21 protein-coding genes, 1 tRNA gene and 1 pseudogene are annotated in these 22,409 nt (G+C 61.1%); 5 read left to right on the top strand and 18 right to left on the bottom strand.

Annotated features, from left to right (window positions below; all coding sequences use genetic code 11):
* Positions 1 to 6 precede the first annotated feature (6 nt).
* Together GJR99_RS07530 and GJR99_RS07535 are read right to left on the bottom strand one after the other, a co-directional pair.
* Positions 7 to 384: a hypothetical protein gene (locus GJR99_RS07530; protein ID WP_151110803.1), complete on the bottom strand. Its 378-nt coding sequence runs from the start codon at positions 382 to 384 to the stop codon at positions 7 to 9.
* A gap of 95 nt (positions 385 to 479) precedes the next feature.
* A complete protein-coding gene (locus tag GJR99_RS07535; RefSeq protein ID WP_151110805.1) occupies positions 480 to 680 on the bottom strand; it encodes a hypothetical protein in 201 nt (66 codons plus the stop codon).
* Positions 681 to 794: 114 nt separating this feature from the next.
* On the opposite strand from GJR99_RS07535, the gene GJR99_RS07540 reads away from it, so the two are divergent.
* The 4 genes and pseudogenes from GJR99_RS07540 to GJR99_RS07550 all read left to right on the top strand — a co-directional run bounded on the left by GJR99_RS07540 (position 795) and on the right by GJR99_RS07550 (position 3,373).
* Positions 795 to 1,226, top strand: a complete 432-nt coding sequence (locus GJR99_RS07540) for a hypothetical protein (protein WP_151110807.1) — start codon at positions 795 to 797, stop codon at positions 1,224 to 1,226.
* A 73-nt stretch (positions 1,227 to 1,299) separates the two neighbouring features.
* The gene (locus GJR99_RS07545; RefSeq protein WP_151110809.1) at positions 1,300 to 1,695 is read left to right on the top strand and encodes a hypothetical protein; all 396 of its coding nucleotides are present in this window, start codon (positions 1,300 to 1,302) and stop codon (positions 1,693 to 1,695) included.
* A 646-nt stretch (positions 1,696 to 2,341) separates the two neighbouring features.
* Positions 2,342 to 2,413, top strand: a pseudogene (locus GJR99_RS17910) (hypothetical protein); the annotation flags it as partial.
* 186 nt (positions 2,414 to 2,599) lie between these two features.
* Positions 2,600 to 3,373, top strand: coding sequence for a CAP domain-containing protein (locus tag GJR99_RS07550; protein WP_225317654.1), 774 nt, complete (start codon positions 2,600 to 2,602; stop codon positions 3,371 to 3,373).
* A gap of 91 nt (positions 3,374 to 3,464) precedes the next feature.
* Here GJR99_RS07550 and GJR99_RS07555 read toward each other — a convergent pair whose 3' ends face one another.
* The 7 genes from GJR99_RS07555 to GJR99_RS07585 all read right to left on the bottom strand — a co-directional run bounded on the left by GJR99_RS07555 (position 3,465) and on the right by GJR99_RS07585 (position 10,652).
* Positions 3,465 to 3,617, bottom strand: a complete 153-nt coding sequence (locus GJR99_RS07555) for a hypothetical protein (protein WP_154325956.1) — start codon at positions 3,615 to 3,617, stop codon at positions 3,465 to 3,467.
* 872 nt (positions 3,618 to 4,489) lie between these two features.
* Positions 4,490 to 4,561: transfer RNA gene (locus tag GJR99_RS07560), tRNA-Ala, on the bottom strand.
* A gap of 291 nt (positions 4,562 to 4,852) precedes the next feature.
* Positions 4,853 to 5,161 (bottom strand): 30S ribosomal protein S10, encoded by a 309-nt coding sequence (rpsJ, locus tag GJR99_RS07565; RefSeq protein WP_004044563.1) that lies wholly within the window; start codon positions 5,159 to 5,161, stop codon positions 4,853 to 4,855.
* 2 nt (positions 5,162 to 5,163) lie between these two features.
* Positions 5,164 to 6,429 carry a translation elongation factor EF-1 subunit alpha gene (tuf, locus tag GJR99_RS07570; protein WP_151110813.1) on the bottom strand — a complete coding sequence of 422 codons (1,266 nt, stop codon included), beginning with the start codon at positions 6,427 to 6,429 and terminating at the stop codon, positions 5,164 to 5,166.
* 189 nt (positions 6,430 to 6,618) lie between these two features.
* Entirely contained in the window at positions 6,619 to 7,572 is a 954-nt protein-coding gene (locus tag GJR99_RS07575) for a homoserine dehydrogenase (RefSeq protein ID WP_151110815.1), read from the bottom strand.
* The gene (locus GJR99_RS07580; protein ID WP_151110817.1) at positions 7,569 to 8,150 is read right to left on the bottom strand and encodes an amino acid-binding protein; all 582 of its coding nucleotides are present in this window, start codon (positions 8,148 to 8,150) and stop codon (positions 7,569 to 7,571) included. Before GJR99_RS07580 ends, GJR99_RS07575 begins: the two co-directional genes overlap by 4 nt.
* A gap of 318 nt (positions 8,151 to 8,468) precedes the next feature.
* Positions 8,469 to 10,652, bottom strand: a complete 2,184-nt coding sequence (locus GJR99_RS07585; protein WP_151110819.1) for an elongation factor EF-2 — start codon at positions 10,650 to 10,652, stop codon at positions 8,469 to 8,471.
* Positions 10,653 to 10,841: 189 nt separating this feature from the next.
* Between GJR99_RS07585 and GJR99_RS07590 the strand changes: the two genes are divergently transcribed.
* Positions 10,842 to 11,597, top strand: coding sequence for a DUF5781 family protein (locus GJR99_RS07590; protein ID WP_151110821.1), 756 nt, complete (start codon positions 10,842 to 10,844; stop codon positions 11,595 to 11,597).
* A gap of 88 nt (positions 11,598 to 11,685) precedes the next feature.
* Here GJR99_RS07590 and GJR99_RS07595 read toward each other — a convergent pair whose 3' ends face one another.
* From GJR99_RS07595 to GJR99_RS07635, 9 genes are all read right to left on the bottom strand, one after another.
* Positions 11,686 to 12,300 (bottom strand): 30S ribosomal protein S7, encoded by a 615-nt coding sequence (locus GJR99_RS07595; RefSeq protein WP_151110823.1) that lies wholly within the window; start codon positions 12,298 to 12,300, stop codon positions 11,686 to 11,688.
* Positions 12,301 to 12,302: 2 nt separating this feature from the next.
* A complete protein-coding gene (locus GJR99_RS07600) occupies positions 12,303 to 12,731 on the bottom strand; it encodes a 30S ribosomal protein S12 (protein ID WP_004058161.1) in 429 nt (142 codons plus the stop codon).
* Positions 12,732 to 12,916: 185 nt separating this feature from the next.
* Entirely contained in the window at positions 12,917 to 13,828 is a 912-nt protein-coding gene (locus tag GJR99_RS07605; RefSeq protein ID WP_151110825.1) for a mechanosensitive ion channel family protein, read from the bottom strand.
* A 119-nt stretch (positions 13,829 to 13,947) separates the two neighbouring features.
* Positions 13,948 to 14,367: a NusA-like transcription termination signal-binding factor gene (locus GJR99_RS07610; RefSeq protein ID WP_151110827.1), complete on the bottom strand. Its 420-nt coding sequence runs from the start codon at positions 14,365 to 14,367 to the stop codon at positions 13,948 to 13,950.
* 2 nt (positions 14,368 to 14,369) lie between these two features.
* Positions 14,370 to 15,629, bottom strand: a complete 1,260-nt coding sequence (gene rpoA2, locus GJR99_RS07615) for a DNA-directed RNA polymerase subunit A'' (RefSeq protein WP_151110829.1) — start codon at positions 15,627 to 15,629, stop codon at positions 14,370 to 14,372.
* Positions 15,622 to 18,546 carry a DNA-directed RNA polymerase subunit A' gene (locus GJR99_RS07620; RefSeq protein ID WP_151113910.1) on the bottom strand — a complete coding sequence of 975 codons (2,925 nt, stop codon included), beginning with the start codon at positions 18,544 to 18,546 and terminating at the stop codon, positions 15,622 to 15,624. Before GJR99_RS07620 ends, rpoA2 begins: the two co-directional genes overlap by 8 nt.
* Before the next feature lie 12 nt (positions 18,547 to 18,558).
* Positions 18,559 to 20,388: a DNA-directed RNA polymerase subunit B gene (gene rpoB / locus GJR99_RS07625; protein ID WP_151110831.1), complete on the bottom strand. Its 1,830-nt coding sequence runs from the start codon at positions 20,386 to 20,388 to the stop codon at positions 18,559 to 18,561.
* 1 nt (position 20,389) lies between these two features.
* The gene (locus GJR99_RS07630) at positions 20,390 to 21,955 is read right to left on the bottom strand and encodes a DNA-directed RNA polymerase subunit B'' (RefSeq protein WP_151110833.1); all 1,566 of its coding nucleotides are present in this window, start codon (positions 21,953 to 21,955) and stop codon (positions 20,390 to 20,392) included.
* Positions 21,952 to 22,179, bottom strand: a complete 228-nt coding sequence (locus GJR99_RS07635; protein ID WP_151110835.1) for a DNA-directed RNA polymerase subunit H — start codon at positions 22,177 to 22,179, stop codon at positions 21,952 to 21,954. The genes GJR99_RS07630 and GJR99_RS07635 overlap by 4 nt, the downstream gene beginning before the upstream one ends.
* Positions 22,180 to 22,409 lie beyond the last annotated feature (230 nt).

Here is a 22,409-nt window from a genome sequence, read left to right on the forward strand (position 1 = left end):
AATTCTTCACGGTCGGACACACTCGCCGTCGAGTCCGCACGCCCACCGAAAGTGCGGGTGAATCCACGCCAGCGTCCCGGCGTGTTTCTCCACCCACGACGCCGGGTCGCTCAACCGTCGGGAGAGCACCTCGGCGTCGTCTTCGTGCGTTCCCTCGCGGTCGAACGGCACCAGTTCGAGCGTCCGCGACGCGGGATTGAAGAACACCGCTCGTTCGGTGTCCGCGCTCAGCGCGACGAGACGCGACCCGTTGGCGTCTTTCTGCAAGAGCGCCTGGGCCATCCGGTGCTGATAGACGCCGCGGCGTGTCTCGCGAAGCGTCGAGACGACATCTCGAAAGAGGGCAGTCGGGTCCGACGGTGGTTCGCCCTGTTCTGTTCCCATACCCGTGGCCTCGGTGTCGGGTGTTAAGAGAGTCCGCCAAGGGCGGAGTGAAAGTGGTCGATTCGGTGGAAGTAGAGCGAGCGTAGGTGGGTCGCCTACGGCAGGTACCGTCTGAACAGCGGCACGAACGGTTTGACCAGCAGGAGCGCGACGGCCACGAAGGCGTACAGCGTCCACTCACTGGGCATCCCGACTGCGCGGAGGGCGAACGTGATGCCGAGCGCGAGGAGGACGTACACCCAGAAGACGGCGACGACGGGGAGATAGCCGTGGGTTGCAGAGGGTGTCTCGAACATGGTGGGGATGTGGGGGAGTGGGAGTATGGAGGTTTTGGGGGAGTGGGTGAGAGTTCGTGTGAACCGACGGGCGCACAAGACAATTACTGTCGGTTTGTCAACGGTTGTGTATCCATGCCCTCCAACTGGCAGACGCTTCTCGTCCTCGGTGTCGCTCTCCTCGCCGGGTGTACCGGGCTCGGTGGGTCGGAGACGGCCGTCACACCAGACGACCCGATGACGACTGCAGAGCCGACCACAGCGACCGCTGGAACGACTGCAGAGACGACGGCGACGACTGCCAACGACTCACCCGGCTATGGGACCGAATTCGTCTCTGTGTCGAAACTGGGGAATCAGAGTCGGTACACCGAGTGGCCGGACAATCGGTCTGTTCACTTCGAGAATATGACCGAGTCGCGGCAGACGGTGTTTCTGGACGCGCTCGATGAGCAGGTGGAGTTCGGACCGGAGGAGGAGAATCCGTTCGGATTCAACGACGAGTCTCGGCCCGAAGTTGTGCGATACGAGGGAACGTGGTATTTTGTTCGGGTTGCGATTGTGTAGCCGACTGTTCTGAAGACTCTCTGTTCCGCCTGAACGAACGCTTAACCCAATTCACGTTGACATTTACGGCGAGATGGCAGTCGAGACGTTTCCCCAGTTGGCCATCAACCTCATCTATACGATTCTTTGTCTCGTGCCAGGGTTCGTCACCATGAAGACGGCCGGATACGTCGGCGACGCGGAGTTCGAACTCGACCAGTTCGACAAAGGGACGTGGAGTCTCATCGGCAGTGGGGCCTCGCTTTCGGTGCTGTACTTCATCTACGTCGGGTGGGTGGCGATGGCGACGGGGCGACTTCGACTCGTCGTTCCGGTGGACCTCCAGTGGACCGAACTGGTGGCTATCTATCCGGTGTTGCTTGGCGTTGCTGTGCTTATTGGCTACGTCACCGGGCGACTGCTGGTTCGGGTTCGGGCGTTGCCGGACGAGTTGGCGGGAGAGGTTGGGGAAGAGAGAGTGGTGGAGTAGGTGGTGACGATGCCTGAAATCACCGGCCTGCCGGTGTAGACTACTGACTCGCGTTGAGTTGTTTCTAGTGGTCAGTACGTCCGAGAAGTGGAGGCGACGCTTCACGAGGATATTCGGGGAGTTCGCTCACGGATTGGCCGACTGGAGAACGTCTACATCCCCGATGGGGGTGAGGTCCTCGACGATGATTGAGGCGTTGTCACAGACGGTTGACCTGCCGTTGTGGCTCGTTTTGACGTTGGCTGGGTATCATCGGGTCTTCGCAGTCGCCAAGCAGAAGAGATAGCCCATCAGGACTCTGTTGAAATCCCCAATCGATGATAGTTTTTCGAGGCCGTGCTGAATACAGAGCGCGCATCTCACACCGACGATGGCCGGCCTCGGAATCGCGATGTTACTTGTCATTTTCTTCGGCGTACCGAGTGTCTCCGGACTCACCGAGCTCGCACTCCACAATCTCGGCCTGTTCGTGATACTCTTCGTCAATTGGGTCGTCTGCGCCTTCTCGAGTTACGCCGATAGGCACCCGTTCAGTTAACGTTCACCGAGACGATAGGATTCCTCTCTGTAATTCAGCGTTCAGAGCCACAGAATAGTATTATTAATCCAACTAGTCAAATGTAGAATAACTCAGGGGTTTCGAAGTATGGGAGAATGTGAAATATACGGTTGTGATGGCGATGGTGGTCTGTCGTACACATGCCGACGGTGTGGGCAAACGTACTGCTCGTCACATCGTCTCCCAGAGTCACACAACTGTCTCGGGTTGAGTAAAGAGAGTAAATCCACAAAATGGTTCAAAAAGAGCCGGGGAGGGAACCGGAAAAAGAGGAAAATGCGTGCAGGGGACATTGGCCGAGTTGGCGGTTCGGGTAAGAAACCAAAAGCCACGAGGTCTCCTGACGTGAATTCTGATGGCTCAATTAAGCGTTTGAAGGCGCGTAACCCCAACGGAGCCCAGCATGTCAATAGTCTGTGGACCGGTCTCAAGAACATGACACGGGGACTGGTTTCTGCGACGTGGACAATAGCAAAAATCGCATTTGCAGTTTCGATTATTCTTGCTATCGCCTCATTTTCGGCTGGTCTGCTCGATGACAACCCTCTAGCACCTCTCACGGATTCAAATTCATCTAAGGCAACTCCACTGCCCGATGAGAGCACCGTCATACCCTCAGAAAAAGAGTCTTCGTACGTCTCTGCAGAGAACCTCGACAGACACCGTATTGAGTTACTGATACAGGAACGAGTAAACAAAGAACGGAAGGAGCGCGGTCTCAGCCCAGTTGATTACGACCTAGAGCTGCAAGAGATTGCCCGTTACCACAGTGAGGACATGGCCGAATCAGGATACTTCGCGCACACGTCGCCGAGTGGTGAGTCCATGGGAGATCGCTACGACAAGTTTGGATACGAGTGTCGTGTCGATGCCGGAGGGAATACCTACATGACAGGGTCAGAAAACATCGCACAGACCTACCACGATGAGAATCTCATTGACGTGGGGTACCTAACCAACGAAAAGGAACTGGCGAACGGACTGATGAATCAATGGATGAACTCTACCGGCCATAGAGACAACATTCTAACGCCAGAGTGGGAAAATATCGGCATCGGGGTATATATTATCGAAGAAGACGGGAAGACAACAGTCTACGCTACACAGAACTTCTGTTAAAACGGCTCTGTTGAAATCCTCGGACACTGATAATTTTTCGAAGCCGTGCTGAATACAGAGGGTGAGTTCAGCACAAGTTCACCACCGCAGATTAGGTCTGTGATACTGCGGTTGCGACCTCTCGTCTCCGGAGCCAATACTCCCCTCCGGCGAGGAGCGCATAGACGAGCAGGTAGAACGGTGCCCAGAAGAGTACTAAGGCGAACGCAGGCGCGTCACCCCCTTCAGCCCCAAGAATGGGCACGTAAATCAAGACGTGCCAGAATAGCAAAACGAATCCCATGAGAATGGCGGGGCCTCGAATCCGATAGCGAATCCACAACACGATGGGGATTCCAATCGTGCCGAATGCGAAGGGTAATCCAATCCCAAAAGATGGCCAGAACGAGCCGGTGATTTGTACGTCGGGCGCGAGCGCGCTGTACCCAAAAACGAGGCCAGTATACACGACGCTCGCAACGCCACCGCGTAGGATGGCTCGCTTCCAACTTCCTCTCGAAGGGGACGATTCGTGGAGGGACGACATAGGGAAGATAGCGTCTGTCCATTAATAAATTGACACTACGTACTGGGCGAACCGGCTACCCTGACCCAACCGCCGTATCGTGACCGACACGCGCTCTGTATGTGTCACGCCAATCCTGTCACGCCCTGGGGAGTTCGATAGAAAGCCGCCAAGAGACTTGTTGGCGGCCACGAAGCCACCAAGCCCCCAGAAAACCCGCACCGTCGACGCTCCGACCCGACGTACCTACGACTAGTGAATAGTTGCTTACCGGAAGCTGTACCGCTGTATTCTAATTATTGAATTGGTGGCGGACGGTTGAGGACGTGTTTCATCGGCTATCGGTCCCCGGTACTCGTGGAGTCACCAACAGGCGAGGTCACTCCGGGGCACAGAACCAAACCACGGGGGGTCTGAGCTCACTCGCAACCCTTCGGGTTGCTCGCTGCTCAAATCCCCGCTCGAACAGACATCAATACAGTCGATACACGCGGTTCGCTCCGCTCACCGGTGGTATCGACAGAAGTTGATGGACTCGCGGGGTCCCCGTGAACGAAGTGAACGGGGGCAAGCGAGTCCATTGACTAAGGGAGTGAAACGACCGCAGGAAATGGACTCGCGGGGATTTGAACCCCGGGCCTCTTCCTTGCGAAGGAAGCGATCTGCCACTGATCTACGAGCCCTCACTCCCACGGAGTCGTGGGATACACTTATACTCTATGTTTCGCCATCCATCGACAGTCGGTAGCATCCCGCTGTCGGGCGATTCTGTCGTTGCTCGCTGGCGAGTCGTCGTCACCCACTCCACGAAAGCGACACGTCGGAAACGACCGACGTATCGAATCGAAGTGAGATGACACGCGCCTTAGCGCTGAACCCAGCTCGTGGGCAGAGCGGTCCGGACGCGCGCCTCGACAGCCGCGAGTGTGACGCGAAGCGTCACAGTCGGTGTGTCCGAGGTGGACAGACCGTGGTTAGTCTTCGAGGACGATCTCGATGCTGACGTCGTTAGGGACCTGGACGCGCATCAGCTGGCGCAGAGCGCGTTCGTCAGCGTCGAGGTCGATCAGACGCTTGTGGACGCGCATCTCCCAGTGTTCCCACGTCGCCGTCCCCTCGCCGTCAGGCGATTTGCGGGCGGGGACTTCGAGCGTTTTCGTGGGCAGCGGGATCGGCCCGCTGAGGTTGACGCCCGTCTTGTTCGCGATCTCGCGGACGTCGTCGCAGATATCGTCGAGGTCTTCCGGACTCGTGCCGGCGAGCCGAACGCGTGCCTGTTGCATCGTTATCGCTCGTTGACTTCGAGCACTTTGCCGGCCGCGATGGTCTGACCCATGTCACGGACAGCGAAGCTGCCGAGTTCCGCAATCTCGGACGACGGCTCGATGCTGAGCGGCTTCTGCGGACGGACGGTCACGATAGCAGCGTCGCCGGACTTGATGAAGTCCGGGTTCTCCTCAGCAACCTCACCCGACGCGGGGTCGAGCTTCTGGTTGATCTCGGTGATGGTACACGCGACCTGCGCCGTGTGGGCGTGGAAGACCGGCGTGTAGCCAGCGGTGATGACCGAGGGGTGCTGCATGACGACGACCTGTGCCTTGAACGTCTCGGCGACCTTCGGCGGGTCGTCAGCCGGGCCACAGACGTCGCCACGGCGGATGTCGTCCTTGCCGACGCCACGGACGTTGAACCCGACGTTGTCACCGGGGCCCGCGCTGTCGACTTCTTCGTGGTGCATCTCGACCGTCTTCACTTCGCCGCCAACGTCAGACGGCTGGAAGGAGACGTTGTCGCCGGGGTTGAGGGTACCCGTCTCGATACGTCCGACAGGGACGGTACCGATGCCGGAGATGGTGTAGACGTCCTGGATCGGCAGACGCAGCGGTGCGTCCGTCGGTGGGGACGGTGCCGGCAGGTTGTTGAGTGCTTCGAGGAGGATGTCGCCATCGTACCACGACGTGTTGTCGGAGCGCTCGGCGATGTTGTCGCCCTCGAATGCGGAGATCGGCACGTAGGTCGCGTCGTCGGAGTTGAAGCGGACCTGCTTGAGGAGCTTGCCGACCTGCTCTTTGACTTCCTTGTACGTGTCTTCGCTGTAGTCGACGACGTCCATCTTGTTGACCGCGATGATGAGTTCGCCGATACCGAGCGTACGTGCGAGGAAGACGTGCTCGCGGGTCTGAGGTGCGACACCGTCGTCGGCGGCGACGACGAGAACCGCGTTGTCAGCCTGCGAAGCACCGGTGATCATGTTCTTGACGAAGTCGCGGTGACCGGGACAGTCGACAATGGTGAAGTAGAACTCATCAGTGTCGAATTCCTGGTGTGCGATGTCGATCGTTACACCGCGCTCGCGCTCTTCTGCGAGGTTGTCCATGACGTAGGCGAATTCGAATCCGCCCTTGCCTTTCTCCTCGGCCTCTTCTCGGTGCTGCTCGATGACGTGTTCCGGGACGGAACCGGTCTCGAACAGGAGTCGGCCGACGAGCGTACTCTTACCGTGGTCGACGTGGCCGATGATGGCCAGATTCTGGTGGGGTTTGTCGCTCATTGGTGTATTCACGCGCTAAGGCGCTCTGTGGGGAGTGTTTTTGTTGAAACCCCTAAAACGATTTCGATACGGTCTACGGGCCGTCTAAGCGCCGTACTGCGATTTGCGGAAGCATACCACAGTGGAGACTCTCGCCAACGCTAACGAGTCAAAACAGCAGGAGACGGCCCGTGCGGGCCGAATATCAGACTATTCCAGTCGGGAAACGTCGGACAGCACCGCCGTCGCAGTCTCCGGACCACCCGCTCCACGGCCACTTACGTTCAACTGACCAGCATGTGTCGTCTCCAGTTGCACGATGTTTTGCGTGCCCGTGACGGCGAGCGCGGCCCCCTGCGGGACCAGGCGCGGAGCCACGCGCACCCCATCCGCGGTGGCCTCACCGATGAGTCGAACCGTGCGCCCATCTTCCGCGGCGAGGTCGAGCGCGGTGCCGGGGACGTTCCGAATCCCTTCGACGTCCGCGTCGTCGAGTCGGTACTCGACGTCGCCGTCCGAGAGGACGTTCGCGAGGATGACGAACTTGAGTGCGGCGTCGATGCCGTCGACGTCGAACGACGGGTCCGCTTCGGCCACGCCGAGGTCCTGTGCCTCTGCGAGGACGTGTTCGTAGTCGAGTCCCTCCGCGGCCATGCGCGAGAGGATGAAGTTGGCAGTGCCGTTGAGGACGCCGCGCGCGGCGCTCACGTGGTTCGCGCCGAGGTCCGAAATCGTCGAGAGGACGGGAATCGCACCGCCGACAGTCGCCTCGAACTGCACGCGACCCGCACTTTCGGCTTCGAGGGCGCGCAGGTCGGCGTAGCGCTCGGCCACGGGGCCTTTGTTCGCCAAGACGACGTGTCGGTCGTCGGCCAGCGCGCGCTCGACGTGCGAGAAGCCAGGTTCGGCGTCGCCGAGCGTCGTCGGCGTCGCCTCGACGAGGACGTCGTAGTCCGTGTCGAACACTGCCTCGGGGTCGTCGTCGCCGACGACACCCTCGCGTTCTTTCCGGTCGTGGACTGTCTCGGGGTCGAGTCCCGCGGGGTCGGAGACGGCCGACGACGAGTCGGCGTAGGCGACGACTTCGTGGCCGTACTCGCCGGCGAGGTCGAGTACCGACCCACCGACCGCACCAGCACCGAGGACTGCGAGTCGGAGCGTCATGCTGACTCCTCCGTGAGCGGTTCGACGACGTGCAAGTCTTTCTCCGCAGCAATCTCGCGCACGACGGCGAGCGCGTCTTCTGTCTTGCCCGACCGCGCAGCGAGTCTGAGACGCGCACTGGACGATTCTTGAGTGCCGTCCGGCGCGGACAGCGAGAGGTCCTTGACCGTCGCGTCTGCGGACGCCTCCACGCGATGGAGCGTATCCGAGAGGTCGGAGTCGACGAGGTCACCGACGAGGATGAGCGTCACCTCTTCGCCGAAGTGTTCCGCACCGGCGCGGATGACGTTGACACCGGCGTCGCGGAGTGCGTCGACGATGCCTTCGAAGCGGTCCGGTGGACATTCGAGGTCGACTTCCACGGGAATGTGGCCACGCGGCGTCAGGTTGCCGCGTTCGTGGAATATCGAAAGGAGGTTGCCTCCGTTCTCTGCGATGGGTTGGAGCGCCGCGAGGAGTTGGCCGGGTTCGTCGACGAGTTCGAGGCGAACCGTGTGCGGTTTCGGCATCTCGCCACCACCGTCGGTCTCGGCGTCGGCCTCGGTTTCGGCGTCGCTCTCGACGTCTTGTGCGCTCATCGTCCCACCTCCGTGGGCCGTCCCGATGTTGTTGTCGGCGACGCGACATTACATCGTGGTTCCGCGTCGACGCGACAGGAGTCGGGAGACGTGCCCCTACGCATATGTGTTCGTGATTCGGCCACGACGTATAAGCCTTCGCAGGTGACACAGCTTGCCGATTCCGTCCGCGTGATGGCATATGACACGGCGAGACGGGAGTTTCGCTTCGGCGCGAGAACGAGTGTGGAACGAAAAGAGAGAGCCGACGAAACAGCCGGCGCAGTCGCTGGATGGCCGATAAACGAAAGAAAGCGCGAGAGTGTTCGCGGAGTGCGCTTAGATGTAGTCGATAGCCTGCGAGAGCTCGAGCTTCATGCCCTTGCGCTCGCGAATCTCCATAATCTTCTCGCGCTGGAGGTTGTCCGAGAGCACGCGGAAGCCTGCGTTCTCCGTGTTCCAGGAGGCGCGACCTTCCGTCGCAGAGCGGATGTCGGAGGAGAATCCGATCATCTCTTCGACGGGTGCGATACCCTCGATGACCATGAGGTCACCCTCTTGGTACATGTCGTCGACGCGGCCACGGCGACCCTGAATCTCACCGGAGGCCGAGCCCATGTACTCGGAGGCGACGTCGATGCGGACGTTCTGGATCGGTTCGAGGAGCTTCACCTGACCCGCGATGAGCGAGCGGTGGACCGCGTCACGCGTCGCAGGGATGACCTGTGCGGGACCGCGGTGGATGGTGTCCTCGTGGAGCTTCGCGTCGTGGAGACGGAGGAGCGTACCCTGGACGGGTTCCGCAGCGAGCGGACCGTCGTCGAGTGCCTCTTCGAGACCCTCGATGACGAGTTCCATCGTCTCGTTGAGGTGCTGGATACCCTTCGTGTCGTCGATGAGGATGTTCGTCCCGTGGATGTGTTCGACGTTCTGGGACGAGTCCTTGTCCATGCCGGCTTCCTGCAGTGCCTCGCGGCGCTCCAGTTCGGGCATGTCCATCGAGATGTTACCCAGTTTGATGTCGTCGACGATGTCCTGCGAGAGGGGTTCCGCCGTGATGTAGAACTTGTTGTGGCGGTTCGGGGAGACACCCTCGACTTCGTGGGACTTGCCCTGGACCTGCTCGCGGTAGACGACGATCGGCTCACCGGTGCGGACCGGGATGCCCTGGTTGTCGCGGATACGCTGCGTGATGACTTCGAGGTGGAGTTCACCCTGACCGGAGATCAGGTGCTCACCAGTGTCCTCGTTAATCTCGACGCGGATGGTCGGGTCTTCTTTTGCAACCTGCTGGAGCGTCTGGATGAGCTTCGGCAGGTCGTCCATGCGCTCTGCCTCGACGGACTTCGTGATGACAGGCTCGGAGATGTGCTCGATGGACTCGAACGGCGTCATCTCGACCGAGGAGACGGTGGAACCGGCGATGGCGTCACGGAGACCCGTGACGGCCGCGATGTTCCCTGCAGGGACACCACGGTCGAGTTCCTCGCGCTCGCCACCCATGAAGACACCGACGGACTGGACGCGGTTCTTGCCCGCGGTACCGGAGACGTAGAGCTCCTGACCCTTGCGGATGGTACCGGAGAACAGACGACCCGTCGCGATTTCACCCGCGTGGGGGTCCATCGAGATGTCGGTCGCCATGAAGACGACTTCGCCGTCGTCGTCGACTTCGCGCATCTGGCGCGCGAGTTCGGACTCGGAGTCACCACGCCAGACCGTCGGGATACGACGGGGCTGGGCTTCCAGCGGGTTGGGGAAGTGCTCCGCAACCATGTCGAGGACGACGTCCGAAAGCGGCGTGCGCTCGTGGAGTTCCTGGCGGTCGCCAGCGCGCTCGAGTTCCATGATGTCACCGAAGGAGATACCGGTCTCCTCCATCGACGGCATGGAGACACCCCACTTGTAGAGGGCAGACCCGAAGGCGACGGTCCCCTCTTCGACGGAGACAGTCCAGTCGTAGTCCTTCTCTTCGGTCATCCCGCGGATGAGTTCGTTGACGTCGGTGATGACGTCGACGAGACGCTTCTGCATCTCCTCGGGACCTTCCTGCAGTTCGTTGATGAGGCGGTCGACCTTGTTGATGAACAGGGCCGGCTTGACACCCTCGCGGAGTGCCTGACGCAGAACCGTCTCGGTCTGCGGCATGGCGCCCTCGACAGCGTCGACGACGACGAGTGCACCGTCGACAGCACGCATCGCACGCGTCACGTCGCCACCGAAGTCGACGTGGCCCGGCGTGTCGATGAGGTTGATGAGGTGGTTCTTGTCGTTCCACTCGTGGGTCATCGAAACGTTTGCCGCGTCGATGGTGATACCGCGTTCCTGTTCGTCTTCTTTCGTGTCCATCGCGAGCTGCTGACCAGCCGTCTCGTCAGAGATCATGCCGGCACCCGCGAGGAGGTTGTCCGAAAGGGTCGTCTTCCCGTGGTCGACGTGAGCTGCGATGGCAATGTTCCGGATCTGTTCCGGCTTGTCCATCAGTTTCTCACATTCCTGGACGATTTTCTTTCGTCGGCCCATTATACAGAGGTCTACCGGCAGGAGGGTCAAAAGAGTAGTGTTTTCACCCAGCGGATTTGCCCATTTCAGCGGTCCTACTGCCAGGGTATGAGCATTTTTGTCACGATACACTGAGAGTCAGTCACACCCCACACGTTCGAACCACCCGGCGCAAGAGTCATGTGGGTTGATAACATTACACACATACGAATGGACCTCCGTGTGCTCGGAGGCGCACCTGCAGACACGTTCTTGAGCGCCGCCGACCTGTTCGAAACTGAGTTCGACCTCGAATACCCGGTCATCGTGCACGTGCGCGACGACCCTGACTCCCGTACGTGGGCCGCCCACTATCAGGACCACCACGTCCTCAACATCTCCCGACAGGTGGCGACCAGCGCGATGGGCCGAGAGTTCGCCCTACACGAACTCTCACACATGGCCCGCAACGAGGAAGGCCACGCGTCACACTACCAGTCTACAGAAGAGGCCGTCTTTCTGGCACTCGCAGGGCGAACCGTCGAGCGCCGCAAACTCGCCCACTGCTACCAGATTGCGAATCACTGCAAGGATATCTACGCCGACGACCTGACGCTGTCGGTGGCCCCCGCGGACAAACTCGTGCAGTTCCTCGAATCTGAACTCGCGAGCGCGCTGGCGAACCGGCCACGACCATCCGGCCGGCCAGGGTCGCAACTCGTCACGACCGGGTCAGACCCAGAGATTACGGTCGTGAACGCAGGGTTCGCGCTCGCGCTGGCCGAGCGCCACGACCTCATCGACCCAGACCACCGACTCTACGACCTGGCGCACGCCGCCGCCGACGACGCACCGTCGGTCTCACTGGAGACGTTCAAAGAACACTTCCGGACGCTCGCGGCCGACCCCTCGAAGAGCGAGTACCGCCGAACGCTCGTGGACGTGGTGAAAAACTACGTCGTCGGGCCGAACGTCGCGGCCGACTGAGACAACCACCGTCGCGGCCGACTGAGTGGCAAACCCGACAGACAGCACGGCCGCTCAGAGCGGGTGAAAAACGGAGAGAGAAGGGAGATTATCGGGCCGCTTCTGCGACGCGCTCTTTCTCTTCTTTCTGCGAGATAGCGTACGCCTGGACGTCGTAGTCTGCAGCGCCGATGAGCTGCTGTGCGAGTGCTTCGGCGGCAGAGGTCTTCGACTTGTAGGAGCCCTTGAGGGTACCCTGTGCGATGAACTTCAGCGCTTCGTCGACACGGCGCTGGGGCGCGACGTCGACGGCCTGCGGGACGGAGATGCCACCGTACTTGAGGCGGACGGTCTCCTCACGCGGACCTGCGTTCTCGACGGCACGGATGAGGACCTGAACCGGGTTCTCCTCGGTGCGCTCGTTGACGATTTCGAACGCTTCCTTGACGATCTTGCTCGTCTTCTGCTTGTGGCCCGTGTTGTCTTCCGTCTGCATCAGACGGTTGATGAGGCGCTCGACGATGCTGATTTCGCTCTTCTGGAACTGCTTCGAGGCGTGTCGGCCCATCGTGTGGGCGATCGGCGTCGCCTTGATGTAGCGGCTCATGCTGGGGTCGGTGTACTCCATCTCGGAGACGTCCCAGACGCCGAACAGAAGGGCGTTCTGCTTGGCTTCCTCGCTACTCGCAGGTGCGTCGGGTTCGGGGGAGTCGCTTTCCGACATGGTTAGCGCACCGGCTTCTCAGCGTTTCCACGGACGAGTTCGATCATCGAGACGCCGTTGACCTTCTCGACCTTGTAGTTGACACCCGAAAGGTCACCCATCGCGCGACCCTTCGCGCCACCGATACCGGCGATAGTGACTTCGTCGTGTTCGTCGATGAACGAGATTGCACCGTCACCGGGACAGAATGCGGTGACCTGCTTTCCGTTCTTGATGAGCTGAACACGGACACATTTCCGGATTGCCGAGTTCGGCTGCTTTGCTTCGATACCGACCTTCTCGAGGACGATGCCACGACCCTGCGGGGCACCCTCGAGCGGGTCGGACTTCTTGCCGAGACCGCGCTCACGGCGCGCGTACTCAGAGTCGGACCAGCGTCGCTTCTGCCGGTCTTTTTTGAGCTTGCGCGCGGCGTATTTGCCGTTCGCCATAGTGAACATGAGTTCCAGATGGAGCTACTTAAGCCTCCCTTTTCGAATCCGACGAGACTGCCTCAGATTCGTCCTTAGGGGTCGCTAATCGGAGCTGAACCCGTTTCGCCGGTTCTAAACGACGGCCGCTCGTGTGCGAATAGGGACTAAACTGCCCGGAGAAGTTGTCTTTTCTGTCGGGTATGTCACTCACCAACGAGGTCTGTGGTGGGGCCACGTTCGCCCTCGAAATCGACGTTCAACGACCCGCTGAGCTCTCGGCCGGACGCCGGGCCAAGCGTCAGGTCCACTTCGTCGAACCGTAACTTCGCACGCCGTCTGAACTGCGAGCGCACGTCCACGAGGTTCACGTCCATCGGTGAGGCGACCCAGAACTCGGCTTTGAGGGTGACGGAACTCTCCGCGAAGTCGATGATACGCGAGGTCGGTTGCGGGTCGTCGAGCACTCGGTCGTCGGCCCGTGCCACCTCGACGAGCTCTCGAAGGGCGAGTTCCACGTCGTCGGCGTAGGCGATGTCGACCTGCTCGGTGACGCGGTAGCGCTCTCTCCCGTACGGGCGGACGAGCGCGTTCGTCGTGAGTTCGGTGTTCGGAACTGAGATAGTCTCGTTGTTCACCGTGCGCACGCGAGTGACTCGGAAATCGACCGCCTCGACAACGCCTTCGCCGTTAGGCCACGCAATCCAGTCACCGACGTTGAAGTCCGGGTCGGCCACGAGAAACAGTCCGCTGATGAGCGCACCGATGACCTCCTGTCCGGCGACACCGAGGACGAGCGTCACCGCCGCGATGATGAGTGCACTGTCGGTCAACAACGACCCGTATCCCGCGCCGACGAGTCCTGCGAGTCCCGCCGCGAGGACCACGAGTGCGTGCGTGTAGGTCCGTGTCGCCGTCTCGAGGGTCGGATTGTTGCGGTTGCGCGAACTGACGACGCGCGTGACGCCCGGCACGAACAGGAGTCGCCCAACGACGTAGACGACGAGCGCTCCGACGACGAATCCTGCAGCAGCACCGGCAGCGTCTTCGTACACCGTGAGTTCTCCGACGTCGATTTGGCCGAAGAGAGGGCCGACTGTCGCTCGAAGCGGCAACATAAATAACCCGCCGCGCGCGGCGGATAAAAACGTGTGCCCGTTTTCCGGGCAGGGAGGCGCGGTCGGCCTACGTCAACTCCCGTGAGTGGACACTTACGTCAACTCCCGTGAGTGGTCGCTTACGTCAACTGGATGTCGTCGATGTCGTAGTGACGACGCGCCAGTTCACGCGCGGTGTCGATGGTCTTTCCTCCAGCACCGATAGCGACGCCGCGGTCTTCCTCTGCGACTTCGACGTAGGCGACGGTGTCGTTCTGCCGCGAAATCGTCACGTGTCGGACGGCGGCCGGCGCGAGTGCACTCGCGACGAACGCCTCCGGCGTGTCGGCGTCTTCGACGAGTTCGACCGACCGGCCGATGCGTCGTTCGACCGACTGGACCGTCCGCCCGCCGGGTCCGATAGCCGTCGCCATCTCCCCCGCGGTGACGAGGAAGACGACCCGGTCGTCGAAGACGAGGCAGTCGTGTGCCGTCGCGTCAGTTTCGTCCTCGAAGAGGGCGATATACCGGCGTGCCGTATCCGACAGCGTGACTTTCATCGTCAGTCGTCGGACGGTTCGGGTGCCGCGTTGGCCTCGGCGTCTTCGACGTCGAGCGAACCCATCCGCAGGTCGACGTCACCGGTACCGATTGCGATCGGCTTACCGACGATGACGTTCTCGATGACGCCGTCTAAGTCGTCTTCTTCGCCGTGGATGGCGGCGTCGAGCAGGTGGTTGACCGTAACCTCGAACGCAGCACGGGCGAGGACGGAGTCTTTCGACCCGGAGATACCGTGACGACCGATGGACTCGATGGTCCCGTCGTTCGTCATGATGTCCGCGACGAGCATCAAGTGACGGATGTTCACGTCGTCGAGACCCTGTTCTTTCAGCGTGTTCATCGTCTCGTTGATGATTGCCTCGCGAGCGGCCTCGATACCGAGTTGCTTGTGGACCTCGTGGATGTTGTTCGAGGTGGTCCGCGAGGCGTCGACGCCCTCGATAGAGAGCACGTCACCGAAGGCCGACCCTTCGGTGTAGAGGACGAACTCTTCGTCGCCCGTCTCGTCGTTCTGCTCCTTGCGGATGACGACGCGCGAGACTTCCTCGATACCCTTGAACACGATGTCGCGCAGTTCCTCGACCAGTTGGAGGAGGCGGCGGTAACTCGGACTCTCGGGGCCGAACTCGATGGTCGTCCCCTCTCGGCGGGTCTTGACGCCAAGGGCGTCTTCGATAGTGTCGGCAATCTCGCTGGCGACGACGCCTTCGTCGTCGTAGGTCGGCCACCGCTTGAGGAGCGTCTCGTCGTCGAGAGCGACCTGCACGACCATGTCGGCGACGTTGGTCGAGATGTCACCCAGTGCGAGAATCTTCGTGGACTCGATGTCCCAGACGACCTGGTGGGCCAGGTCGCGATCCGTCGAGTACTCGTCTTCGAGGTAGACCGTCATCATCGGCGTGTCCGGCGTCTTCCGCGCGTCCACGAGTTCGATGAGGCGGGGCAGACCCTGCGTCACGTCGATTTCGGCGACACCCGCGTAGTGGAACGTGTTCATCGTCATCTGCGTCCCCGGTTCACCGATGGACTGTGCAGAGACGGTTCCGACGGGGTCCAGCGGGTCGACGCGCGTCTCGATGTAGCGGTTCTCGACGGCCTGTGCGATTTCGGTGGCCTGTTGCTTCGAGACGCCCTCACGCTCTTCGATGGTCTGGTAGATTCGGTCCTTCAGGCGTCGAGACAGTTCTTTCGCCTCGACGACGTCGGCGATGTCCTCGTCGACGTATTCGTACTGGGAGATGTCTACTTTCTTAGTCATCTGATTCTACCTCCGCACCGGCGCTGACGCGCGGTTCTGCGTGTTCGGAGAGGTTGGTCGGCGGTGCACGCTCGCCGAGGAAGCGTTCTTTCTCGGCGTCCGAGGAGAACTCCGCGTCGACGACGCGGTCTGCGATGGCGTCGACGTCGATGGGGTTGTCCTCACTCGACGAGACCTTGACGGGACTCGTGCCGTCTTCACCGAACTCGAACTGGACGATGGTGCCCGACGTGTCGCGGACAGAGCCGTCGTACTGCGCTTCGAGTTCGGACAGTGCGTTGATGAGACGACGCTGCAGGTATCCGGACTTCGACGTACGGACTGCAGTGTCGACGAGACCCTCACGACCACCCATCGCGTGGAAGAAGAACTCACGCGGGGTGAGGCCGGCGCGGTAGGAGTTCTCGACGAACCCGTGTGCGTCGGCAGAGAGGTCGCCTCGCTGGTAGTGGCTCAGGGTACGGCCCTCGTAGCCACGGTTGATGCGCTCGCCCCGAACTGCCTGCTGGCCGACACAGCCAGCCATCTGGGTCAGGTTGAGCATGGACGCACGCGCACCGGACTTCGACATCACGACTGCCGGGTTGTCTTCTGCGAAGTGGTCTTCTGCGATTTCACCAGCAGAGTCACGTGCCTTGCCGAGGCGCTGCATAATCTTCATCTCCAGCGTCTCGTCTACAGAACGGCCTGGCAGCGACTCGAGTTCACCGTTCTCGTAGATTTCGATGAGGTCCTGGATTTTCTCGTAGGCGTTCTCGATAGCCTCGTCGACCTGTTTGGTCGCTTCGTCCGGGATGGACTCGTCGTCGATACCGATGGAGAGACCGAAGTGCATGATGGCGCGCATCGCCAGCGACGCAATCTCGTTGATGAAGATGCGCGAGCGCGTCTTCGAGTAGTCCTTCGCGAGTACGTCGACGATTTCGCCACCGAAGGCACCGACTGCGTCTTCGTCGATGGTCCCTTCGACGAGTTGGCCGTCCTCGATACGGACCGTGTCGCCGACTTTCGAGGTGAACTCCATGTCGAGGTCGTCGGGCAGGAGTTCGGAGAAGATCTGCTGGCCGGTCCAGTAGGGCTTGCCGTTTTCGTCTTCGCCTGCGGGTTCGGGGAGCGTGTCCACGCGCGTCGCACGAAGCAGGTCGAGCGCCTGCGTCTCGACGAAGTGCGGGTTGTCGTGCGTGAGGAGATACGTTCCCGAGATGTGGTCCTGGATGGCACCGATGATGTTCTCACCGAAGCGCGGCGAGAGAATCTGCTCTTGGACACGCATGAGGACGCGTGCCTCGGCACGGGCCTCCTCGTTCTGGAGGGCGTGCATGTTCATCTCGTCGCCGTCGAAGTCTGCGTTGTACGGTGGGCAGACGACGGTGTTCAGGCGGAACGTCTTGTACGGCATCACGACGACTTCGTGCGCCATGATGGACATCCGGTGCAGCGATGGCTGTCGGTTGAAGATGACGATGTCGCCATCGACGAGGTGTCGGTTGACTTCCCAGCCGAGTTCGACCTTCTCTGCGAGCTCTTCGCAGTTCTTCTCGGTCACCTTCAGGCGACGGCCGTCGGGACGTCGAACGTAGTTCGCACCGGGGTGTTTCTCGGGGCCGTTGCGGACGTACTGCTGGGCCTCCTCGATGTTCCGCTCGGTGACGTTCATCGTCTGGGTCATCTCTGCTGCGACGCGGTCCGGCACACCGACTTCGTTGAGAGAGAGCGTCGGGTCCGGCGAGATGACGGTACGCGCGGAGAAGTTGACACGCTTCCCGGACAGCGAGCCACGGAAGCGACCTTCCTTGCCTTTCAGACGCTGACTGAGCGTCTTGAGCGGGCGGCCGGAACGGTGGCGTGCCGGCGGCGTCCCCGAAATCTCGTTGTCGATGAACGTGGTGACGTGGTACTGGAGCAGTTCCCACAAGTCCTCGATAATCAACTGCGGCGCACCGGCCTCACGGTTCTCCATGAACCGCTGGTTGATGCGGATGATGTCGACGAGTTTGTGGGTCAGGTCGTCTTCGGAGCGCTGACCGTTGTCCAGCGTAATCGACGGCCGTGCGGTTACCGGCGGGACCGGAAGCACAGTGAGAATCATCCACTCGGGGCGCGACCGGTCGGGGTCGATACCGAGCGTGATGAGGTCTTCGTCCGGGATGTCCTCGAACCAGTCGCGGATGTCCGAGGGCATCAGTTTGTTCATGTCCTCTTCGGTCAGGTCGACGCCGAGCGCCTTCTCCAGCGCCTTGCGGTCGTCGCCGACGGGGCGGAACTCACCGGCGAGCACCTCGTTGATTCGGTCGGCGGGGAGGTCTGCTTTCTCCGCGAGGTCGACCGGCGAGATGCCCTCGTCGTCCTCGTCGTCGGGGTCGGGTTGCATCGCGGAGGCGATGCGCTCGGAGAAGTCCCCGGCGAGCACGTTCTGGACCTCGTAGTAGGTCGTCGGCTTCTCGTGTTTGATGTCGTGCTGCGGCGACCCACAGTGGGGACAGCGGTGGGCCTTGCGGGCCTGCCGGACTGCCGCCTTCATCACGTCACTCCAGTCGTCGCCGAGTTCCTTCGTCCGCTTGAGGTTGTCGCGGTACTCGTCTGCTTCTTCCTGCGTGAGCGAGAGGCGACCACACTCACGACAGGTCGAACGGAGGAGTCGGCGGATGAGTTTCGTGAAGCCGACGTGGATGACGGGCGCGGCCAGTTCGATGTGGCCGAAGTGCCCGTTACACGACCCGGAGTGCTGGCCGCAGGTGCGGCACTGCAGACCGGGGTCGATGACGCCCAGACGCGGGTCCATGAGACCCATGTCGATTGGGTAGCCGTCGTCGTCGTAGGTGTCCGCGGTGATGACCTTCGTCGCGGACATGTCTCGGTACGTCTCCGGGTCCATCAACCCGAACTGAATGCTGCCGATTTCTTTGGGTGTCTGCATTGACATGTGTGATTAGACCGCGTCCTTGAGCTCGATTCGCGGGCGAACGCCGAGTGCGACCATCTCGTCTAAGAGCAGCTTGAACGCGTAGCTGATGTCGATTTCGTGGATGTTGTCCTCGTCGCCGGTGACGGGGTCGTAGATACGACGCTGGTCGCGGTCTTCGACGGCGACCATACCGGTGTCTGCGGAGATGTAGACTTTCTCCTTGTCGGAGGAGTCGAGGAGACGCTCCTGAAGCACCATCGCGGCCCCGTGGCCGATGACGGTGTCACGCTCCATCTCACCGAGACGAAGGCCACCCTCACGGGCACGACCCTCGGTCGGTTGCCGGGTGAGCACCTGCACCGGACCGCGAGAGCGGGCGTGCAGTTTGTTGCTCACCATGTGGTACAGTTTGTGGTAGAAGATGATGCCGACGAAGATTTCGGCCTCGATCTTCTCGCCGGTCACGCCGGAGTACATGACCTCCTTGCCGGAGGACATGAAGCCGCGTTCTTCCAGTGCAGAGCGGAGTTCGTGTTCGTCTTCGCCCTGGAAGGCAGTGCCGTCGACGCGGCGACCTTCGAGTGCGCCGACTTTGCCACCCAGCATCTCCAGCACGTGACCGACCGTCATGCGTGACGGCAGTGCGTGCGGGTTGAGGACGAGGTCGGGGACGACGCCGTCTGCCGTAAAGGGCATGTCTTCCTGCGGTGCCAAGTGGCCCACGACACCCTTCTGTCCGTGTCGGGATGCGAACTTGTCACCGAGTTCCGGAACTCGCTGGTCACGAACGGAGACCTTGGCGAGTTTCGAGCCGTCTTCACCCTCCATGAGCGTGACGGTGTCGACGACACCGGACTCACCGGAGCGCATGGTGACAGACGTCTCACGACGCTTCTGTGGCGAGAGCCCCGCCATGTCGTCCGGTTCTTCGAGGAACCGCGGCGGCGACGTCTTGCCGAGGAGGACGGAGTTCTCGTCGACGACGGTTTCGGGGTTGACGAGACCGTCTTCGTCGAGGTGCGAGTAGGCGTCTTCACCGCGTGCGCCACGCACGTCCTGCGACGGAATCTCGAAGCGGTCTTCCTGACCGCCGGGGTAGCGGCGTTCTTCGCCCTCGTAGGTACGGAAGAAGTGCGAGCGGGCGAGTGCGCGCTCGACAGACCCCTTGTTCATGACGAGTGCGTCCTCGATGTTGAAGCCCTCGTAGGACATGACGGCCACGACGAAGTTCTGTGCGGCCGGGCGCTCGTCGAACCCAATCTGCTCTGTGGTCTGGGTCTTGACCATCGAGAGCTGTGGGTAGTGCATGAGGTGCTGGCGGGTGTCCGGGCGGATACGGTAGTTCGCGGCCGGAATCCCCAGCGACTGCTTCATCATCCCTGCACCCATCGTAATACGCGGCGACGCGTTGTGTTCCGGGTACGGAATCATCCCGGCACCGATACCGAAGATGAGCTGTGGGTCGATTTCGAGGTGCGTGTGGTCCTCGTTGAGTTCGTCTTCGTCGACGGCGACGTAGATGTCCTCTTCTTCCTCGGCGTCGATGAACTCGACGAGTCCGCGCTCGACGAGGTCCTCGAAGTCGAGTTCGTCGTTTTCGAGGGCTTCGACGTGTTCGTCCGTGAGCAGCTGTTCGCCGTCTTCGACGACGATGAGGGGACGACGGGCACGCCCGGCGTCCGCGTTGATGATAACTTCGCGGGTGCGCTCCTTGACGGAGACGTTCACCATCTGGCTGACGTCGCCGCGGCGACGTGCCTCGCGAATCTGCGCTGCGAGTTGGTTGGGGTCGGGGTGCGTCCCGACGAGACTACCGTTGACGTATACTTTCGCTTCTCGCTGTGCCTGAGCCATGTTAGTCGTCTGCGGGTGTGGCGTCGATACTGTCGATGCCGGGGATCCCCTCGACACCCATCGACGCAAGTTCTCGTTTCAATGCCTGTTCGTCTTCGACGTTCTGAGAGAGCTCCATCGCCTGCGCGAAGTTCTTCACCAGACCACAGTTCGGCCCTTCTGGCGTCTCAGACGGGCAGATGCGACCCCACTGGGTCGCGTGCAGGTCGCGTGCCTCGAAGTGAGGCTGCGAGCGCGACAGCGGACTGCGGAGACGGCGGAGGTGAGAGAGCACACCCATGTAGTCCGTCCGGTCGACGAGTTGGGAGACGCCGGAGCGGCCACCCACCCAGTTCCCGGTCGCGATGGGGTGTTCGAGACGCTCCGTGAGGACGTCGGACCGGACCACGGTGTTGACCGTGAGGTTCCGGTTACGCATGTTCGCACGTTCGAGCTGGTACTTCACGTCGCGTGCGAGTTTGTTGAGCGCCGTCCGGAAGAGGTCCTTCATCAGGTCGCCGGAGACCTTGAGGCGCTTGTTGGCGTAGTGGTCTTTGTCGTCGGACTCGCGACGCTGGAGTGCGAGTTCGAAACACGCCTCGGCCATGCGGCAGAGGTAGTACGCCTTGTTCATGCGCACTTCCTCTTCTTCGGCACCCTCTTCGTGGAGGTGCGGAAGGAGGTAGCGGTCGATGACGTAGTTGGCGCGCTTGAGCTGGTAGTTCTTACCCTGCCCGCCTGCGACGCGCTTGCCGAGTGCCTCGATGGCCTGTTCTTGGGTCTGAACGTCGGCCTCTTCGAGGTTTTCGAGCATGAACTTCACAATCTCCGGGTCGTCGGAGACGCGGTGGACGATGTCCTCGTCGGATTCGAGACCGAGTGCACGCACGAGCGTGACGAAGTTGACGCTCCCGGAGACGGATGGGAACGACACTTCGAGGAGTCCTTCGCGGTTGCGCTCACAGAGAACGAGTGCGCGGTAGCCGCGGCGTTGACTGAAGGTCTTGGCGACCTGAATCTCGTCGCCGTACTTCGTGTCGTACTCGGCGAGAATCTTGTTCGGTGCAAGGTCCTCCGACGTCATGAGCACGCGCTCGGAGCCGTTGACGATGAAGTAGCCACCGGGGTCGACGGGGTCTTCACCGATTTCGACGAGGTCCTCGTCGGAGAGTTCCGCGATGTTACACTTCGAGGAGCCGACCATGATGGGCATCCGGCCGACCTTCGTCTCGGCGGTGTCGACGACGACTTCCTCTTCTTCTTCGCCGCCGCGGACGATGGACATCTCCATGAACACGGGGGCGGAGTAGGTGATGTTGCGCAGGCGCGCTTCCTGCGGGAAGAGAAGTTCCTCGGACCCGTCGGCCTCGCGGACACGGGGCGTCTCGACGCGGACGCCACCGAGTTCGACGTAGACGGGTTCTTCACCCTCCTTGTCGCCGATGTCCGTCTCGATGGTCGCTTTCTCTTCGACGACCTCGGACATGCCGCGTTCTAAGAACGCGTTAAACGAGCGGAAGTGATGTTCAGCGAGCCGTTCTTCAGAGAAGTACTTGCGAGAGACCTCGCGTCGCGCTTGTCGATTCATTCGATCACCAGTCGGTATACGACTGCTATGTCGGTCGTTCGCGAATTCCGGACAATCTTGATGACGTCACCGGGCTCTGCGTCGTCCGGGAGCGCCGGGTCTTTCCTCTTGATCTTCGGGAGATTCGTCTTCTCGACGTTGTACTCCTGCAACACACTCTCGACTTCCTCGTCGTCGAGGACAGTGTGTTCTGGAACCAGTGTGTGTTGGCTTACGTCTACCATGTATGGTGCTGCTGGGTGCTGGAAGAAGCTGTCACGGGATACTACGGCAGATTTTGGTAGCCATCCATTTAACACTTGCCAACTGCGTCGAAGAAAGGCGAGGCTAGCGGAGGTCACGCACCGGAGATGCGCGAATCGTCACATATTGGCATGGGGTATAGCGATATAAATGTCTTCGGGGCAGGAATCGCGGTACCGCACGCCAAGGGCAAACCAGATGGTAAGTCTTA

This window comes from Haloferax marinum (genome assembly GCF_009674625.1).
In the GTDB taxonomy this organism is placed as follows: Archaea; Halobacteriota; Halobacteria; order Halobacteriales; family Haloferacaceae; genus Haloferax; species Haloferax marinum.